This is a genomic window from Bacteroides sp. CACC 737 (assembly GCF_013874375.1).
GTDB classification, from domain to species: domain Bacteria; phylum Bacteroidota; class Bacteroidia; order Bacteroidales; family Bacteroidaceae; genus Bacteroides; species Bacteroides uniformis.
Map to the genome: position 1 here is coordinate 771781 of NZ_CP059408.1, position 15478 is coordinate 787258.

8 protein-coding genes and 1 riboswitch are annotated in these 15478 nt (G+C 43.1%); of the genes, 5 read left to right on the forward strand and 3 right to left on the reverse strand.

All coding sequences use genetic code 11. The annotated features are described in order from the left end of the window. Window positions 1-2 precede the first annotated feature (2 nt). From H1A11_RS03340 to H1A11_RS03350, 3 genes are all read right to left on the reverse strand, one after another. Window positions 3-1376, reverse strand: a complete 1374-nt coding sequence (locus tag H1A11_RS03340; RefSeq protein WP_117962595.1) for a tryptophanase — start codon at window positions 1374-1376, stop codon at window positions 3-5. Between the two features lie 272 nt (window positions 1377-1648). Beyond that, window positions 1649-1850: riboswitch (cobalamin riboswitch) on the reverse strand. Window positions 1851-2177: 327 nt separating this feature from the next. Next, window positions 2178-3971, reverse strand: coding sequence for an ATP-binding protein (locus tag H1A11_RS03345; protein WP_117965482.1), 1794 nt, complete (start codon window positions 3969-3971; stop codon window positions 2178-2180). Beyond that, window positions 3946-4635 carry a response regulator transcription factor gene (locus H1A11_RS03350; protein WP_005826729.1) on the reverse strand — a complete coding sequence of 230 codons (690 nt, stop codon included), beginning with the start codon at window positions 4633-4635 and terminating at the stop codon, window positions 3946-3948. Before H1A11_RS03350 ends, H1A11_RS03345 begins: the two co-directional genes overlap by 26 nt. 287 nt (window positions 4636-4922) lie before the next feature. Here H1A11_RS03350 and H1A11_RS03355 point away from each other — a divergent pair, with 287 nt between their 5' ends. The 5 genes from H1A11_RS03355 to H1A11_RS03375 all read left to right on the forward strand — a co-directional run bounded on the left by H1A11_RS03355 (window position 4923) and on the right by H1A11_RS03375 (window position 15461). Continuing rightward, window positions 4923-6119 carry a hypothetical protein gene (locus tag H1A11_RS03355; RefSeq protein ID WP_131225972.1) on the forward strand — a complete coding sequence of 399 codons (1197 nt, stop codon included), beginning with the start codon at window positions 4923-4925 and terminating at the stop codon, window positions 6117-6119. Between the two features lie 1081 nt (window positions 6120-7200). Then, complete coding sequence (locus H1A11_RS03360) at window positions 7201-10389, forward strand: SusC/RagA family TonB-linked outer membrane protein (RefSeq protein ID WP_181757721.1); 3189 nt, start codon at window positions 7201-7203, stop codon at window positions 10387-10389. Between the two features lie 31 nt (window positions 10390-10420). After that, window positions 10421-12271, forward strand: coding sequence for a SusD/RagB family nutrient-binding outer membrane lipoprotein (locus H1A11_RS03365; protein ID WP_119962029.1), 1851 nt, complete (start codon window positions 10421-10423; stop codon window positions 12269-12271). Between the two features lie 430 nt (window positions 12272-12701). Then, window positions 12702-13508, forward strand: coding sequence for a DUF3805 domain-containing protein (locus H1A11_RS03370; RefSeq protein ID WP_117600746.1), 807 nt, complete (start codon window positions 12702-12704; stop codon window positions 13506-13508). 63 nt (window positions 13509-13571) lie between these two features. Then, window positions 13572-15461: an ABC-F family ATP-binding cassette domain-containing protein gene (locus H1A11_RS03375; RefSeq protein ID WP_181757722.1), complete on the forward strand. Its 1890-nt coding sequence runs from the start codon at window positions 13572-13574 to the stop codon at window positions 15459-15461. Window positions 15462-15478: the final 17 nt, after the last annotated feature.

Below are 15478 nucleotides of genomic sequence, written 5' to 3' on the forward strand. Positions count from 1 at the left end.
TCTTACAGCCTTTCCAGTTGTACCGTAAAATGTCTCATCAACGGAGCTTCCCAAGTGATGCGAACTCCGCGGGTAATACTTTCCCGCTTGTCATATACATTTTTTAAAGCGGCTGCTACCACATCCATGTGGTTGTCGGTGTACACGCGGCGAGGGATGGCAAGCCGGAGCAAATCCAAGCCGTTGAAGCGGTTTTCGCGGGTCACCGGGTCGCGGTCTGCCAGCAGATAGCCGATTTCACAACCGCGTATGCCTGCTTCTAGATAGAGTTCGGCGGTCAGTGTCTGTGCCGGAAACTCTTCTTTGGGCACGTGTGTCAGCACTTTGGGGGCATCCACAAATATGGCATGGCCGCCTGCGGGACGTTGGTAAGGTATCCCGTACTCATCCAGTTTCATGGCTAGATAGCCCACCTGGTGAATGCGGGTTTCCAGATTGTCAAATTCAGTATTTTCATCCAGGCCGATGGCAAGGGCGTTCATGTCACGTCCGTTCATGCCGCCGTAAGTGAGGTAGCCTTCGAATTGCACGCAGAAGCCTTTGGCACCTTCATACCAGTCTTTCCGGCGGGTGGCTATGAATCCGCCCATGTTGACAATACCGTCTTTTTTGGCACTCATCGTCATGCCGTCGGCAAGGTCAAACATCTCGCGGGTAATTTCCTTTATGCTCTTGTTGCGGTAACCTTCTTCTCTCATTTTGATGAAGTAGGCATTTTCCGCAAAGCGTGCCGAGTCAAAGAGAACGGGCTTGCCGTACTTGTCGGCAATGGCGCGGACTTCGCGCAGGTTCTGCATGGAAACCGGCTGGCCGCCTGCGGTGTTGTTGGTTATGGTGACGATGACGAACGGTATCCGTTCGCTATGTTCCTGTAATGCTTTTTCCAGTTTTTTAGGGTCTACATTGCCTTTGAAGGGAATTTCCAGCTGTGTCTGTTTGGCTTCGTCTATGGTGCAGTCCAGAGCCAGTGCCCGGCGTCCCTCGATATGTCCTTTGGTGGTGTCGAAATGGGAGTTTCCCGGCACAATGTCGCCCTCGTGCACCAGGTAGGAGAAGAGTACATTTTCGGCAGCGCGTCCCTGGTGGGTGGGGATAATGTATCCAAATCCGGTGAGGCGGGTGATGACTTCCTTCAGTCTGAAGAATGAGGTGGCTCCGGCATAGCTTTCGTCGCCCAGCATCATGCCTGCCCATTGGCGGTCGCTCATGGCGCCGGTGCCCGAGTCGGTGATGAGGTCGATATAAACTTGTTCCGATTTGAGTTGGAATACGTTGTAGTGGGCTTCTTTCAGCCATTGTTCGCGTTCCTGGCGGGTACTTTTACGGATAGGTTCCACCATTTTTATTTTCCATGCTTCGGCAAATGGTAATTCCATAGACTCTGTATCTTTAATAATTTGACAATAGGTTAACGGATAAACCGATTATTTCGGTTTAATGTGCCGAATTTAGGTAAAATCTATGTAATAATCAATTTAAATATGACTTTTTGTAATGTAAATGTCCGGACGAAATCACTTCGGCCGGACATCATCAAATAAACTTGGCAGAGTTTATTACCTTCTTTACTTTCTCTGAATTAGGTTTGATGAATGAAATGATGGACGGTTTGTCCGGCTCATTAGACTCAACGCTTTTTCCTCGAAAGCAATGATAAAGTATGCATGGCAGGTCTTCTGACTTGTTTCTGTTGCAGGCGCCTTCCCGGAAGAATATTCCAGTGGCATAGAGTAATTGTCTGCAACGTTGCACGAAACTTACAGCAGCGGGACTGTCCAGGATTTACACCTGATTCCCTTTTAATCGCTTTCCCAGAAGAGGGGGAGCGAACCAATGCATGACAAAGATACGGATTCTTTTTGAGAAAACAATTCTATGAGTGATAAATTTTCTTCCCCGCTCTCTTTCTTTTTGCCGACAAATTGGCAAGGTTTTGCCATCCTCTTGGCAAGACTTTGTCACCGCGTTGGCAAAACTTTGCCATAGGCATGGCAAAAGTTTGCCAAAAACATGGCAATAGGTTGGCAAAATTACTCTCTGATTGATAGTGACTTAAGGCGATTTAAGCAATCCGTCATGTCGGTAAGGTGAAAAGATACCAATACAAGCCACACTTGCCACAAGAACCTTCTCCAGAGGTATGCAAAGCATTTTGTTTGGTGTGGTAAAACGGGCTGTTATCTCTCTTTTGCCAGTGTGAATACAAACTCCAGCCCTCCGCCTTGGTTGTTTTTGGCAGAGATGGTGCCTCCGTGAATAAGGACTGCATTCTTCACTATGGCGAGCCCCAAGCCGGTGCCGCCCAACTTGCGCGAGCGTCCTTTGTCTACACGGTAGAAGCGTTCGAACAAACGGTTCAGATGTTCGGGAGAAACGCCGATGCCGGTATCGGCAAAACTGAAATAGTAGTAATTCTCGTCTTCGCGGAAACAACTGATGTTGATGTGTATGTTGGTGCCGGCATAAGCGATGGCGTTGTCCATGAGATTGCGGAAGATGGAGTAGAGTAGAGAGTAGTTGCCCCGCAACTGTATCTTCGATTTTAGGGAATTGACAACGGTGATTTGCTTCTGTTCCAGTTCCAGGGACACTTCGTTGACGATGTTTGAAACCAGCATGCTGATGTCCACCTTTTCCATATCGATCATGTTGGCGGCTTCGTCCATGCGGGTCAGTACGGATATGTCGCGCAGCAGGCGGCTCAGGCGGTTGCTTTGCGCGTAGCAGCGTTCCATGAAGATTTGCATCTTTTCGGGCGCGATGTTCTCGTTGTTCACGATGGTTTCCAGATAGCCTTGTATGCTGCTTACGGGGGTTTTCAGCTCATGGGCGATGTTTTGGGTCAATTGCCGTTTTAGCTGTATCTGCTCCTCTTCCTGGGTGATGTCGTTGATGGAAATCTCAAAGCTGAGGTCTTGGAAGATGATGCACTCCACGATGAAGATGCGTCCGTTCTTGTTGATGTGAACGGACATTCTTCGTTCTTCGTTATAGGAAGGGCGTTTCTGTGCCTTGTTGATGAAATCTGTTATCTTCTGGAATTCGCAGATGGAGAATATTTCTTCGGTAGTCTGCAGGTTGGAGTCTGAAATCAGATTGCCGTATTGGGTGAACAGATTGTTTACCAGTATCTCCTTTTTGTCTCTGTTGAATACGCCCAGTCCTTCGCGGGAGGTCTGCAAATGGGTGATGAGTTTTTCGCGCTCAATGTAAAGCGCCTCTTTGGTTTCGCGCAGGCGCTTATATATTTGTATGATGTGCTGCGAAATCTCTCCAAGTTCATTGTGCGGGAAGGCGGTTTGTATGTCCATGTCTATGGGTTCGTTCTTGTCGGCTCTTTTGGCAAACTCACGCAGGTGGTTGATGGCACTGCCAAGTTTGGAGGTGAATTTATAAAAGATGAATATCAGCAGCAGTGATACAATGACCGTGAACCAGATGTAATGTGGGTCGGCAGCCAGATTGTTCATCAGGTTGACGTTGTAGGGGAGAGCTGAGCGGATGATGCAGTCTTTGTAGACGGTGGCAGAATAGAAATAGGTTCTGCCGGTGGTTTCGGAGATGCGCCGCAGGTCGTAGCCTTTGCCGGCTTTCAGTGCCTTCTGCACTTCGGGGCGCTTGATGTGGTTGTCCAGTTCATGGCTGCCGTTCTGGGAACTGTCGAACAATACGTTACCTTGAAGGTCTACCACGGTGACGCGCAGTTCCTTGTTTACATGCTTGGAGATATAGCTGTCCAGCATGGAAGTCCATAGGCTGTCGGGGAGATAACGAAGTTCCTGGTGTAGTCTGTCATTATAGTCTTGCAGCTGCGTGTCCAGTAGCTCCACTTTATATTCCTTTTCCCGCTGATACTGGTAGGCGATGAAGCATGCGGCGAATATGAGGAACAGTGAAATGACCGAAAGGAAAAGCTTCCGGCTGAAGGACAGAAAGTGTCTGTCGTTATTCGGCTTCGAAACAATATCCATATCCCAAGCGTGTTACGATGCATTTGCCATAAACTCCGATTTTCTTGCGTAGGCGTGTGATGTTTACGTCGATGGTACGGTCCAGCACATATACTTCATCACTCCAGATGCGGTTCAGTATATCCTCGCGCGAGAATACGCGTCCTTTATTCTGCAAAAGCAGCAATAAGATTTCAAACTCTTTTTTGGTGAGCGGTGCCTCTTCACCGTCAATGCAGACTTTCTTCTTGATGACGTTCAGCACCAGCGTCTTGTAGACAATCTGTTCCGGTGCATGCTCTGTCTCTCCTTGCTGGGTGCGTCTCAGTACGGCTTTGACACGTGCCGCTACTTCGCGCAGCGAGAAGGGTTTGGATATATAGTCGTCCGCTCCCAGGTTGAAGCCAGTCACGGTGTCATTTTCCGTATCTTTGGCGGTAATGAAGATGATGGGTATCTGGGCCGTCTTCTTGTCCTTCTTCAGCATACTTGCCATTTTGAAGCCGGAAATTTCTCCCATCATCACGTCCAGCAGTAGTAGGTTGTAGCTGCCAATGTCCATTCTCAGAGCTTCTTCGGCAGAGTTCGCCGTGTCCACTTCGTAGCCTTCGTTTTCGAGGTTGAACTTCAGAATTTCACATAAGTCTTCTTCATCGTCCACTACTAAAATCCGGTAATTGTTCATTGCTTTGTTGTTTATGTATGACAGGAATAAAACAATTTTCTTGTCACAAAGTTAAACTTTATTTCTTTTTATCGGCAAAAATAGTGCAAACCGAATGCAGAATTTTCATGTTTACATGAAAAGTTGTGCCGAGATGCAGGCCATTTCTGCTTTCTGGGTACAAAAGTGAGGCTAATTTGTTACGGAATGATGAAACAAGTGTTACATTTGGGTTACATTAAATTCCCGTTTATCTAAAAGCCCCGTCACATTAAAATATTATCTTTGCTTCGTAAATACTGAATTGTATGAAAGAACTTATGTATATCAGGAGTTTCTCTAAGAGACATTTGTCGGTTATTATGGGAACTCTACTTTTAGTGATAATCGGCTCTGTCTGGCTGAATACGGCTCCTTTCCGCTCGGGATTTGAGATTACGGATGAACTGGGCGGTAATATATTCCCTTCCAGTATCCTTTCGGTGGCTACTACCGATGCTCAGGTCATAGTGCCGGTAGACTCCATGTATGTAGGTAATCCGAAGTCCTGCATCGCTGTCCGTGTCCGTTCGAGGAATGCTTATAGCCGGGTGCGGGTAGAGGTTGCAGAGACTCCGTTCTTTTCCCGTTCCGTGTCGGAGTTTGTGCTGGCAAAACCGCGTACGGAGTATATTATCTATCCTGATATCATATGGAATTACGAGGCTCTGAAGAATAACAACCAAGCGGAACCCATCAGTGTGGCCGTTATGGTAGAGATGAACGGCAAGGATTTGGGGCAGAGGGTGCGTACTTTTTCCGTTCGCAGCATTAATGAATGTCTGTTGGGGTATGTCACGAATGGTACAAAGTTCCATGATACCGGCATCTTTTTTGCAGCTTATGTGAATGAGGAGAATCCTATGATTGACAAGCTGTTGCGTGAAGCGCTGGATACGCGTATCGTCAACCGGTTTTTGGGTTATCAGGGAGGTGCCGAAGTGGTGGACAAGCAGGTTTATGCCTTGTGGAATGTGTTGCAAAAGCGCAAGTTCCGTTATAGTTCGGTGTCCAATACGAGCCTTTCCAGCAACGTGGTTTTTTCACAGCGTGTGCGCACGTTCGATGATGCTTTGGAGTCCTCGCAAATCAACTGTGTGGATGGGAGTGTCCTTTTTGCTTCTTTACTCCGTGCCATAAATATAGAACCTATATTGGTACGCACTCCAGGACATATGTTTGTAGGATACTACACAGATTCTAGTCATAAAGACATGAATTTCCTTGAAACGACCATGATTGGTGATGTGAATTTGGATGATTTCTTTCCGGACGAACAGTTGGATTCGACAATGGTGGGAAAGTCGCAGAACCAGATGTCGCGCATTACCTTTGATAAGTCCAAGGAGTATGCCAATAAGAAGTATACCCAAAATAAAGAAGGTATTCATTCCGGTAAACTGAACTATATGTTTCTGGAAATATCCAAAGAGGTGAGGAGGAGAATACAACCGATAGGGAAATGAGGCGTAGAGTAGAATACAAACAGCTGATTCTCACGAACCGGCTGTTCCAATCATCGTCTATGAATGAAGACCGTTAAGAGTCTTCGATGTGCCTTAAGTTCTTCTTCTTCTTCGATGTCCCACCATACCGGTACAGAGGCCATATGTCATCAAACATTGCCTTGGGATTTGAAGCTTCCAGATTCTTAGCGTTGAAATTTACCTCATGCTAACGATGGGCCATGCGACGCCACCAATAGTGCTCGCTCGTTTTTGATGCACCGGGGAACTTTTGGATTATGTCTGTCACAGTACTGGTACCTTTTACCAGCACACTGGCACCGATGATTGGTTCGTCCGCTGCATCTAAAACTTTACCTGTGATTTTCTTGGCTTGCTGAGTACTTTGGGAACTAAGTTTTATACTTAATATTACTATCTCTCACTAGTAAATTACCTTTCTTGCTAATTATAAATTGTTGAAAATAAGAATGATAAATATGTACACAACCTTTTTACATATAACTTGCACATAATAAAGCTTATGTCGAATGGCTATTTTCCAAAACATTGTTTCAAGCTACTCTTTCAAATGAATACTGACCAACAGCAACTTTCGCTATTTACAATTTATATATATTAGCATTATGCTAAAAAGAAAAATGTTAATATAACTTACAAGTAAAACTTGCTGCTATTAATAGTCTAACACTATTTTTTGATGAACTTATGAATCATTTTACTTTTTTTGCTTTTGAAATCTTTGTTCATGTTGGTATTTCCACATAATCAAGTTTTTTTTAGTGAAAATAATTACACATATACTTTAATGTGTAAATCAAATATCTTATAACATTAGTATATATTATTAATTCGTACACTATATTCTTTATTTTAATATTGTTAAGTTGTATTATTTGTAAATATAGCATCAATATGATTTAAAGTTAATACAATTAATAAATATCAAATAAATACTTAAAACTTTGCAAAACTATAAATGCAAGCGTTTTAATATTAATTTAATAATTTTTAATTTGATTGATAGTAGAATTCCTAAATTAATTCATATGTTTGCAAATAAATCCAAATAATAGAGCTTATGAAAAGAAATTATTGCTTATCATTAGTGTTGCTTGCATTGTTTGGGACAGCTATGCCTTTTGCAGCCAACGCAGCTGTTGAAAGTGTACTTAGTTCCCAAAGTACTCAGCAAGCCAAGAAAATCACAGGTAAAGTTTTAGATGCAGCGGGCGAACCAATCATCGGTGCCAGCGTGCTGGTAAAAGGTTCTGGTACCGGTGCGGTGACGGACGTTGACGGAAAATTCTCTGTAGAAGCGCCGGCGGGTAGCACATTGGAGATATCCTTTATTGGATATAAAACTGCTATGCTTAAAGTGACAAATGCTTCTTCGTATTCAGTGACTTTGCAAGATGATTCGCAAACATTGGATGAAGTGGTAGTGACAGCTATGGGTATTAAGAAAGACCGGAAATCTTTGGGATATGCCATTGATGATGTAGATGCGGAAGAGCTTATGAAAAATAAAAGTGTGAATCCGATTAACTCTTTGGCTGGTAAAATTGCTGGTGTTAATATTACGCAAGGAGGTGGTGCTGCCGGTGCCGGTTCTCAAATCATTCTTCGTGGTGGGACTTCGCTTGAACGTGACAATCAACCAGTATTTGTTGTTGATGGTGTAATCTATGATAACTCTACTACAGTAGTTGGTAACTCTGCTTTTGATGGTAGTTTATCGACAGCTTCTACCAATTCTAATCGTGTAATGGATATAAACCCTGAGGATATTGAAAACATGTCAGTTCTTAAAGGTCCGGCTGCTGCTGCTCTTTACGGTTCACGTGCTGCTGCAGGTGTTGTAATTATTACAACCAAAAAAGGAAAGGAGGGAGCCGTTGAGGTGAATTTCTCCACTAAGTATATCACGCAATGGGCTACTTCTCTTCCTAAAACACAACGGAAATATGGAAGAGGGTTTGCTGAAGATCAGTACACCGATGGAAAATATACTGGAACGACTTATAATGATTTTAGTTATAATTCATGGGGAGCACCTATTGACAATGAGGCAGCAACCTATGATAATATAGATGACTTTTTTCAACAAGGTGGTGCATGGGATACCAATATAAGCGTGGCTGGTGGTTCTAAAAATAGTAATTTTTATCTTTCAGGCTCTTATTATAATCAAGATGGTATAATTCCTAATACTGGTTATGAGAAAGCAACGTTCCGTTTTAATGGTGAACAAAAGTGGAGAATGCTCACATTCGGTGCAAATGTAGCATATTCTCAAGCAAACACTGATAAAACATTGACCTCTGCTGGGTTATATGGTTCAAGTGGTTCTGGTACCATGACGGGGGTATACCGTTGGTCTCCTACTGATGATATGAAACACTACTTGAATGAAGACGGTACTCGCTATCGTATGTTTGGAGATCGTCTTGATGTTGTTGATGAACGCGATAATCCATACTGGATTCTTAATAAGAATAAGTTGAAAGATAATACTGAGCGTTTCACGGGTAATTTTAGTATCAAGGCTGATATTGCAGATTGGTGGTGGATTAGTTATCGTATGGGCATTGACTCTTACACTACAGATGATTCAAAGACTCTTGCTGCTGGTGGAGTATATAAATTGGCATGGCAAAAAGGTATGTATAGCGAAAATTCTTATCGGTATAAATATCTTTCTACGAATTTAATGATGAATTTCAATAAACAGTTTGGAGACTTTAACTTTAACTTGATGCTTGGTACATCTACTGACGATACTCGGACTTGGACTAACTATAGAATGGCTTGGAACTTTGAAATTCCTGATTTTTACGCATTTGACAATGCAACGAATGATAACCGTGATTTTTCAAGTTCACGTTCTCAAAAACGCCTTATTGGTACATTTGGTGAATTCCGTGCTGATTGGAAGAATACAGTGTTTTTGACAGTATCAGGACGTAACGATTGGTCTTCTACATTGCCAATTGAGAATCGTTCTTATTTTTATCCTTCGGTAAGTGGCAGTATTGTGTTTACAGAATTTCTTCCTAAAATAGATTGGTTATCATTCGGCAAAGTACGTGCGAGCTGGGCGCGTGTAGGCAAAGATACGAGTCCGTATTCGTTGGAAACAGCATTGTGGCCCAGTCAGTCATTCCTTGGTGGCCTTACTGGGGTAAGTAATTATTGGACTGCTGGTAATGCTGCATTAAAACCCGAGATTACGGAATCTACTGAATTGGGTATTGAATTGCGCTTTTTTAATAATCGTCTGAAGTTGGATTACGCCTACTATACCAATAATTCGTATAATCAGATTATGTCACCTCGTCTGTCAAATGCAACTGGTTATATTCTCCGTTCTGTTAATGCAGGTGACGTTTATAATAAAGGCATGGAGTTAAGTATTGGCGGTACACCTATTCAAACTAAGGATTGGACATGGGAATCAACTATTAATGTCAGTGGTAATCGTGGTACAGTGAAAAATCTGCTTGAAGGTGTAGAAATTCTTTATGTGACTGATGTACAAGTTGGCAATGCTAAAGCGGCTTCTTTCCCTAATGGTAATTTTATGGCAATTTCCGGTAGTGAATGGAAACGTGATGACCAAGGTCGAGTTGTATTAGACAAGAATGGGCTTCCGACTAAAGGAACTAATGCCAATCTTGAAATAGGTAATCGTGAACCTACATTCTCTGGTGGATGGAATAATACTATTACTTATCAAGGGGTGTCATTGAATATGTTGTGGGATTTTCGTGTAGGTGGGCATGTTTATAATGGAACGGAATATGCTATGACGCTTGCGGGTGTGAGTGAGTTCTCTGCCAACCGGGAAAAAATAGAGGTTTCAGGTGTAAATACAAATGGTGAATTTGTAACGAATACTTTCGAAGCTAATAAAACATATACTTATAATGGTAAAGAAACCAGCGGTAAAACAATTATAGCTAATTATTATCAGGATATTTATCCTAATGAAACAGCAAACTTCATGACAAAGGTGAATGCACTTCGTCTTCGTACTATTTCACTCTCATATAATTTGCCAAAAACGTTACTTGCCAAAACAAAAGTTATAAAACGTGCCTCAATTACGGCAACGGCTAATAATCTTCTTCTTTTCACTAATTATAACGGTGATCCGGAAGTTGCAGCAGCTGGATCGGGTGCAGTAGGCTCATCCTCAGTAGGTATTGATTATTGTGGAGTTCCTGCGACAGCAAGTTTTGCTTTTGGTGTTAATCTGACTTTCTAAATATTGTTTAACTGTATGAAAATTGAATAATATGAAACTATACAAGAAAATAATTCTCGGAGTTGCAGCTTGTGTCGCGCTCTCCGCATGTGATGACTGGTTGGATGTCAACACCAATCCAAATACTCCTATATCTACTGATGCTGAGTTCCATCAGCGTTTACCTTGGATGCAATTTTATATGGAACATATTTACCATATTGTAGCCTCGAATACTAGTTTTTATTGTGGTCATTTCTATCGTAACAATGCACGCGAAGGAGGGGCGGCTAAATGGCAACTTGATTCTTCAACTCGTGCTGCTAATGCGCAACAGTGGTTTTTTACTCAGGTAGGTGTGAATTGTAATGATTTATATAATCAGGCAATGGAGGCTGGTGCTTATCACTATGCAGGTGCAGCCAAATTTTTTCGTGCTTATGGTTTTATGATGCTTACTGATTTATTTGGAGAAATCCCTTATAATGATGCATTTGGAGAAAATCCTTCTCCTGTTTATGATAATGGTAAAACAATATTCCTTGGTTGTATAACTGATATTGATGAAGCTATTGAGTTGTTTTCTAGACAACAAGAGGCAATAAATAATGTTACACCAGTGGATTTGGTAGAAGGCGATTCTTGGAATGGTGGTGATGCAGATAAATGGCTGAAAATGTGTTATCTTCTTAAAGCACGCTGGCTGAATCATTTAGTCAAGAAAGAGGCTGGAAATTATAAAGATGGCAAATATGATGCTCCGGAAATTCTGAATTGTTTAGCTAAAGCTCAACAAAGTAATGCTGATAATACTGTTATAAAACATACGGATACTAATACACCTTCTCATGATGTATTGGGCTGGAATGAGCCGATAGATTATTCTGCTCTCTATTCTTGTATTGGTATGAATAGTAATATTTATATAACTAAATGCTATTATGATAATTTGACTAACTTTGATGGAAAGGGAATAGAAGATCCACGTGCTGATAAGTTTATCCCTTGGACTCGTTCTATGAAAGGTCCTGCAACCCCTATTGATATAAAATGGTCAGAGGACGGTTTGTGGCGTCGTTCTATGGGGGTTGATATGCAAACTGATATTTTAAGTCAATCAGGTCCATATGCTTTGTCATTTGATGTAACTACCCAGAGTTGGTATTGTGATAGCCCAACTCGTAAAGGAGATACTATTTATGTGTGGACAACTTGTGGTGGTACGGGATACGCAGGCGGTGTAGATATCCTTTATCGTCGTAATAAATCTTATGACACTTCTGCGCTGAGCGGAGTGTTTTATGCCCGTCCAACAAGTCCATCCCTTATGGCATCGTATTCCGAAGCTTGTTTTATCAAAGCAGAGACGCTTTTCCGTCAAGGCGATAAATCGGGAGCATTTATTGCCTATAAAGAAGGTGTTAAAGCAAGTATTGATTTTGTTAATGATCAGATTGGCGTGTGGACTTCAGAGGATGGAAAATTGGAGTCTTGCCCCTCGTTTACTCATATTGAACAAACTGATATTGATAATTTCTTGAATAATGCACTAGGAAATTCTTCAGATATTACTCTCGGTAAAATTTTGACTCAGAAGATGTTGGCAATGCCATATTCTAATGAGAATTGGAATGATATGCGTCGTTGTGATTATGATACGAATATATTCATGAATTGGGATAAATCGTATTATTATAGGAATACTCCAGCAGGATTTACTTACTGCCCGGAAGATAAGTCGCCTCGTCGTTGGAAGCAAGCTTCTTATGAGCTGACATATAATACCACTAATCTAGCAGCCATTGGTGCCCAAGTTCCAGGAGCTGCTGAGCTTGGTGAAGGATGGTATAATAATAATCTTATTTGTACATTGCCTGTGTGGTGGGATTCAAATCAGGAATAAAAAGAAAGTTCAATTACGGTTGGCATTATCGGGATGGCAAACCTATTCAGCCATCTATTTATAGAATGTTAATTTAATATTCTTAAAATCTTAGGATTGTATGTATTCCATTGATTATCTTTGCATCCGAATTGGAAATTTAATGGGTTTCATTTTGACTTTAGTTTAATTGAATAAAGATATTGAAGGCTCTAATGGTCTTCATTCATAGATGATGATTGGAACAGCCGGTTCGTGAGAATCGGCTGTTTTTTGTTTCGTTTGTTTGCATATCAACGGCGGTAATGTTACTTTTGCTCTAAAAGCGAAGATAGGCTGCACCTCAGCATAAAAAATGAACAAGTTCATTTTATTTTGCATTCGGTTTACACTATCTTTGCGAAAAATAGCTAAGATGGTATGAACTGTCTTTGCAAAGATTAGTCTATATATGGAACAAAGCAAGAAATTTATCTCTCCGGGAGCATGGTTTTCCATGACTTACCCGGCAGACTGGAATGAATTCGAAGATGGGGAAGGTTCTTTCCTTTTCTATAATCCCAATGAGTGGACCGGTAATTTTCGCATTTCGGCTTTCAAAGGGAATGCTACATATGGCAAGGACTCCGTGAAGCAAGAGTTGCGGGAAAACTCCGCTGCCACTCCGGTCAGGATAGGCCGGATGGAATGTGCATATAGTAAGGAGATGTTCGAGGAAGAAGGTGCGTACTATACTTCTCATTTATGGATAACGGGTGCGGATGAAGTTGCCTTTGAATGTTCGTTTACGGTGAAGAAGGGAGAGTCGGTTGCAGAAGCGGAGAAGATTATCGCTTCGCTGGAAACGCGTAAGGATGGGATGAAGTATCCGGCGGAGATAATTCCGGTGCGGCTTTCGGAAATCTATCAGATTAACGAAGCATACGAGTGGGTGGATACTACTGTAAAGGAGTTACTGAAGAAGGATTTTCAAGGAGCGGAGGAAGACATTGCCAAGATGCAGCAGATGATGGAAGAAAGCAACATCAGCCCTAAAAAGAAAGATGCGTGGCTGGCTTTTGGCATTGTGCTTTGTGTTATTTTCGCCAATGAAGTGGATGGTATGGAATGGCGTACCTTGGTGGATGGAAACCGGGAAGCGCCCATATTGCTGAATACGTCTACCGGTGAATGGATAGACCCCATGAAGCTGGTTTGGAGCAAAGTAAAGGCAGGAGGTAAAGTGAATCTGCCGGAGGTATACAGCTCCTTGTTCTAAGGTCCGGTCATCTTGGTACTGTGAGTTTCAACTTTCAATTTTCATTTTTCAACTATTAAAGCATTGGCAGCAGTAAATTCAATTCTTCAGGTGGAAAACCTGACCAAGTCGTTCGGTGACTTGGTACTATTCGAAAATATCTCTTTGGGCTTGTCCGAGGGACAGCGTGTCGGACTGATAGCCAAGAACGGCAGTGGCAAGACAACGTTGCTCAATATCCTTTCTGGCAAGGAAGGGTATGACAGTGGCACCATTTCCTTCCGTCGTGACTTGCGTGTGGGTTATCTGGAACAAGATCCGCAGTACCCAGAAGAGCTGACCGTGCTCGAAGCGTGCTTTCATCATGGCAACAGTACTGTCGAGTTAATCAAGGAGTATGAACGTTGCATGGAGACGGAGGGGCATCCCGGTTTGGACGAAATTCTGGTGCGTATGGACCATGAAAAGGCTTGGGAGTACGAACAGAAGGCAAAGCAGATTCTATCCCAACTCAAGATACGTGATTTCAGTCAGCACGTAAAATACCTGTCCGGTGGGCAGTTGAAGCGTGTGGCACTTGCCAATACTCTTATCACTGAACCCGATTTGTTGATATTGGACGAGCCTACCAACCACCTCGACCTCGATATGACGGAGTGGTTGGAGGAATATCTCCGCCGGAACAACCTCAGCTTGCTGATGGTGACGCATGACCGTTATTTCCTCGACCGTGTATGTTCCGAAATCGTAGAGATAGACAACCGGCAGATTTATCAGTATAAAGGCAATTACAGCTATTATCTGGAGAAGCGCCAAGAGCGTATCGAGGCAAAGACTGTGGAGATAGAGCGTGCCAACAACCTCTACCGCACAGAGTTGGAATGGATGCGCCGCATGCCGCAAGCCCGCGGACACAAGGCGCGTTATCGGGAGGATGCCTTTTACGAGTTGGAGAAGGTGGCTAAGCAGTGTTTCAACAACGACAACGTCAAACTGGATGTCAAGGCTTCTTACATAGGCAGCAAGATATTCGAAGCAGACCATCTGTACAAATCCTTTGGTGGCTTGAAGATTCTGGATGATTTCTCCTACATCTTCTCCCGTTACGAAAAAATGGGTATCGTTGGGAACAATGGTACGGGCAAGTCGACCTTCATCAAGATACTGATGGGGTTGGAGCAGGCAGACAGCGGCACGCTGGATATTGGCGAGACAGTCCGTTTCGGTTACTACTCGCAGGACGGCTTGCAGTTTGACGAACAGATGAAAGTGATTGATGTAGTGCAGGACATTGCCGAAGTCATAGAACTGGGTAACGGCAAGAAGCTGACGGCATCGCAATTCTTGCAACATTTCCTATTTACTCCCGAGACACAGCACAGCTATGTCTACAAGTTGAGTGGGGGAGAACGCCGCCGCCTCTATCTGTGTACGGTCCTGATGCGCAATCCCAACTTTCTGGTGCTGGATGAGCCGACCAATGACCTTGATATTGTGACACTGAATGTGCTGGAGGAGTATTTGCAGAACTTCAAAGGGTGTGTGATGGTGGTGAGCCACGACCGCTATTTCATGGATAAAGTGGTAGACCATCTGTTGGTGTTCAACGGACAAGGAGACATCCGGGACTTCCCTGGCAACTATACACAATACCGCGACTGGAAAGATGCGAAAGCTCATCAGGAGAAGGAGAAAGAGAAGGAAGTTACCAGGGCTCAGGAGGATAAGACGGCGAAGGTGCGTCTGAACGATAAGCGTCGTATGTCTTTCAAGGAAAAGCGCGAGTTTGAGCAATTGGAACAGGAGATAGCCGATCTGGAAACTGAAAAGAAAGTGATTGAAGAAGCTCTGTGCAGCGGCACCTTGTCTGTGGACGAACTGACGGAGAAGTCGAAGCGTTTGCCGGAACTGTCGGACTTGATTGACGAAAAGACATTGCGCTGGCTGGAGTTGAGCGAGATAGAATCGAACTGAAGTCCGGAATTAAAAAT

What these genes read in the sequence shown, in the direction of transcription:
- H1A11_RS03340 (WP_117962595.1), bottom strand. Translation starts at nt 1,376, where the DNA reads ATGGAATTACCATTTGCCGAAGCATGGAAAATAAAAATGGTGGAACCT.
- H1A11_RS03345 (WP_117965482.1), bottom strand. Translation starts at nt 3,971, where the DNA reads ATGGATATTGTTTCGAAGCCGAATAACGACAGACACTTTCTGTCCTTC.
- H1A11_RS03350 (WP_005826729.1), bottom strand. Translation starts at nt 4,635, where the DNA reads ATGAACAATTACCGGATTTTAGTAGTGGACGATGAAGAAGACTTATGT.
- H1A11_RS03355 (WP_131225972.1), top strand. Translation starts at nt 4,923, where the DNA reads ATGAAAGAACTTATGTATATCAGGAGTTTCTCTAAGAGACATTTGTCG.
- H1A11_RS03360 (WP_181757721.1), top strand. Translation starts at nt 7,201, where the DNA reads ATGAAAAGAAATTATTGCTTATCATTAGTGTTGCTTGCATTGTTTGGG.
- H1A11_RS03365 (WP_119962029.1), top strand. Translation starts at nt 10,421, where the DNA reads ATGAAACTATACAAGAAAATAATTCTCGGAGTTGCAGCTTGTGTCGCG.
- H1A11_RS03370 (WP_117600746.1), top strand. Translation starts at nt 12,702, where the DNA reads ATGGAACAAAGCAAGAAATTTATCTCTCCGGGAGCATGGTTTTCCATG.